The organism is Mycobacterium sp. (assembly GCF_019247615.1).
GTDB lineage: Bacteria > Actinomycetota > Actinomycetes > Mycobacteriales > Mycobacteriaceae > Mycobacterium.
In genome coordinates, this window is sequence record NZ_JAFBAT010000030.1 from 1 (window position 1) to 3447 (window position 3447).

A 3447-nucleotide genomic window follows, 5' to 3' on the forward strand; every position below is an offset into this window, starting at 1 on the left:
GACGGTCGGCGGCAACGGCCTGACGGGGATCATCCTGCGGGCCACCATCGAGATGACGCCGACGGAGACTGCCTACTTCATCGCCGACGGCATCGCCACTCATGACCTGGACGAGACGGTCGCCGTGCACCTGGACGGCACCGAGGACAACTACACCTATTCCAGCGCCTGGTTCGACTCGATCAGCGCGCCGCCCAAGCTGGGCCGCGCGGCGATCAGCCGCGGCAGCCTGGCCAAGGTGGACCAGCTACCACCCAAGCTCGCCAAGAATCCGCTGCAGTTCACTGCCCCGCAGTTGCCGGCGGTGCCCAACGTCTTCCCTTTCGGTGTGGTGACCAAGCTGACGGGAAGCATGGTCGGTGAGGCCTTCTACCGGATGAGCGGGAACTATCAGGACAAGATCGTCAACCTGACGCAGTTCTATCACATGCTGGACTTGACGACCGGATGGCAGTATGCCTATGGCCCAAGGGGTTTCGCCCAACATCAGTTCCTGGTGCCGCCGGACGCGATGGAGGAGTTCAAGGGCATCATCCGCTGGATTCAAGCCCAGGGCCATTACTCGTTCCTTAACGTGTTCAAGCTTTTCGGCCCGGGCAACCGCGCACCGCTGAGCTTCCCGATGACCGGCTGGAACGTCGCGATGGACTTCCCGAACAAGCCCGGGGTCAACGAGTTTCTCAACGAACTCGACCGGCGCGTACTGGAATTCGGCGGCCGGGTCTACACCGCCAAGGATTCCCGCGCGAGCGCTGAAACCTTCCACGCCATGTACCCGCGCATCGACGAGTGGATCGCGGTGCGCCGCAAGGTGGATCCCTCGGGGGTGTTCGCTTCGGACATGGCCCGACGTTTGGAGCTGTTGTAAATGGTGCTGGACGCCGTGGGAAACCCGCAGACCATCCTGCTGCTCGGCGGCACGTCCGAGATCGGCCTGGCCATCTGCGAGCGCTATCTGCAGAACGCGCACGCGCGGATCCTGTTGGCGGCCATGCCGGATGACCCGGGCCGCGACGACGCGGTGTCCCAGATGAAGGCCGCCGGCGCGCGGTCGGTGGAGCTCATCGACTTTCAAGCCCTCGACACGGACAGCCACCCGAAGACGATCGACCAGGCGTTCGCCGGCGGCGACGTCGACGTGGCGATCGTCGCGTTCGGCATCCTCGGTGACGCCGAAGAGCTGTGGCAGAACCAGCGCAAGGCCGTCATGGCTGCCGAAATCAACTACACCGCAGCGGTTTCGGTGGGCGTGCTGTTGGCCGAAAAGATGCGCGCGCAGGGCTTCGGTCAGATCATCGCGATGAGCACGGTGGCCGGCGAGCGGGTCCGGCGGTCCAACTTCGTCTACGGCTCCACGAAGGCCGGCCTGGACGGGTTCTACCTGGGTTTGGGTGAGGCGTTGCGCGAGTACGGCGTTCGCGTCCTGGTGATCCGGCCGGGCCAGGTGCGCACCCGGATGAGCGCGCACATCAAGGAGGCGCCGCTCACCGTCGACAAGGAGTACGTCGCCGAGCTCGCGGTGACGTCGGCGGCAAAAGGTAAGGAATTAGTTTGGGCGCCAGCAGCATTCCGGTATGTGATGATGGTGTTGCGACACATTCCGCGGAGCATCTTCCGCAAGCTGCCCATCTGAGCATGCGCACCGCCCTGGCCACCCTGGGCCAGATGATGGGCGCGGCGGCGGTCGCGGTGTTGGTTGCGGTGCCGGCGCTGATCGCGATCGCCGGCGTGCAATGGCCCGCCTTCCCGTCGTCCAATCAGCTGCACGCGCTGACCACCGTCGGGCAGGTCGGCTGCCTGGCCGGGCTGGTCGCGGTGGGCTGGCTGTGGCGCCGATACCGCCGCCTGGCTCAGCTGGGCGGGCTGGTTTTCGTCTCGGCTTTCACCGTCGTGACGCTGGGCATGCCTCTCGGGGCCACCAAGCTTTATCTGTTCGGCATCTCCGTCGACCAGCAGTTCCGCACCGAGTACGTGACCCGGCTCGCCGACAGCCCGGCCCTGCACGACATGACCTACCTCGGGCTGCCGACGTTCTACCCGCCCGGTTGGTTCTGGATCGGCGGCCGCGTCGCGGCGCTGACCGGGACGCCGGCCTGGGAGGTCTTCAAGCCGTGGGCCATCACCTCGATCACCATTGCGGTGGCCGTCGCGCTGGTGCTGTGGTGGCGGATGATCCGCTTCGAGTACGCGCTGATCGTCACCGCGGCGACGGCCGCCGCGACGCTGGCCTACGGCTCCCCCGAGCCCTACTCCGCGATGATCACCGTGCTGTTGCCGCCGGTGCTGGTGCTGACCTGGTCGGGACTGCGCGCCGGCGAGCGCGGCGGTTGGGCCGCGGTGATCGGCGCCGGGCTGTTCGTGGGCTTCACGGCCACCTGGTACACGCTGCTGTTCGGCTTCACCGCGTTCACGATGTCCGTGATGGCGCTGCTACTGGCAGGGGGGCGGTGGCGGCGCGACGGGTTCACGGCCGCCCTCGATCCGCTGCGCCGGCTGGGCGTCATCGCCGCCATCGCGGCGGCCATTGCGAGCACCACCTGGCTGCCGTTCCTGTTGCGCGCCGCCCGCAGCCCGGTCAGCAACAGCGGCAGCGCCCTGCACTACCTGCCCGCCGACGGCGCCGCGCTCACCTTCCCGATGCTGCAGTTCTCCCTGCTGGGCGCGGTCTGCCTGCTCGGCACGCTGTGGCTGGTGGCCCACGCGACGTCGTCGGTGCGGGCGGCCGCGCTGGGGATCGGCGTCCTGTCCGTCTACCTGTGGTCGCTGCTGTCGATGCTGACCACGCTCGCGCGCACCACGCTGCTGTCGTTTCGGCTGCAGCCGACGCTGACCGTGCTGCTGGTCGCGGCCGGCGCGTTCGGCTTCATCGAGGCGACCCGGGCGCTGGCCCCGCGCGGCCGCGCCGTCGTGCCGGTGGCCGGCGCGCTCGGGCTGGCCGCGGCGATAGCGTTCAGCCAGGACATTCCCGACGTGCTGCGGCCCGATCTCACGATCGCCTATACCGACACCGACGGCCACGGCCAGCGCGGCGACCGCCGCCCACCGAGCGCCGAGAAGTTTTACTCCGTCATCGACGCCACCATCGGCAAGGTGACCGGCAAGCCGCGCGATCAGGTCGTGGTGATGACCGCCGACTACAGTTTCCTTTCCTACTACCCCTACTGGGGATTCCAGGGGCTGACCTCGCACTACGCCAACCCGCTGGCGCAGTTCGATTTGCGAGCCGCACAGATCGAGAAGTGGTCCACGCTCAAGACCGCCGACGAGTTCATTCACGCGTTGGACACGTCGCCGTGGCCGCCGCCGACGGTTTTTCTCATGCGCCGCGGCGCGAACAATAACTACACGCTGCGGCTGGCCCAGGACGTCTACCCCAACCAGCCGAATGTTCGCCGCTATACCGTCGACCTGCGGGCCTCGCTGTTCGCCGACCCGCGCTTCGTCGTC

General features: G+C 67.5%; 3 protein-coding genes. All 3 read left to right on the forward strand.

All coding sequences use genetic code 11. The annotated features are described in order from the left end of the window. Positions 1-868: D-arabinono-1,4-lactone oxidase (locus JO059_RS02145; RefSeq protein ID WP_293314413.1), on the forward strand; the 868-nt coding region annotated here is incomplete at its 5' end. Further along, positions 869-1633: a decaprenylphospho-beta-D-erythro-pentofuranosid-2-ulose 2-reductase gene (locus JO059_RS02150; protein WP_293314415.1), complete on the forward strand. Its 765-nt coding sequence runs from the start codon at positions 869-871 to the stop codon at positions 1631-1633. A gap of 2 nt (positions 1634-1635) precedes the next feature. Beyond that, on the forward strand, positions 1636-3447 hold a 1812-nt coding region (locus tag JO059_RS02155; RefSeq protein ID WP_293314417.1), incomplete at its 3' end, for a galactan 5-O-arabinofuranosyltransferase.

Bases quoted from the DNA above. Each gene is read 5' to 3' on its own strand.
- JO059_RS02150 (WP_293314415.1), top strand. From the start codon at position 869: ATGGTGCTGGACGCCGTGGGAAACCCGCAGACCATCCTGCTGCTCGGC.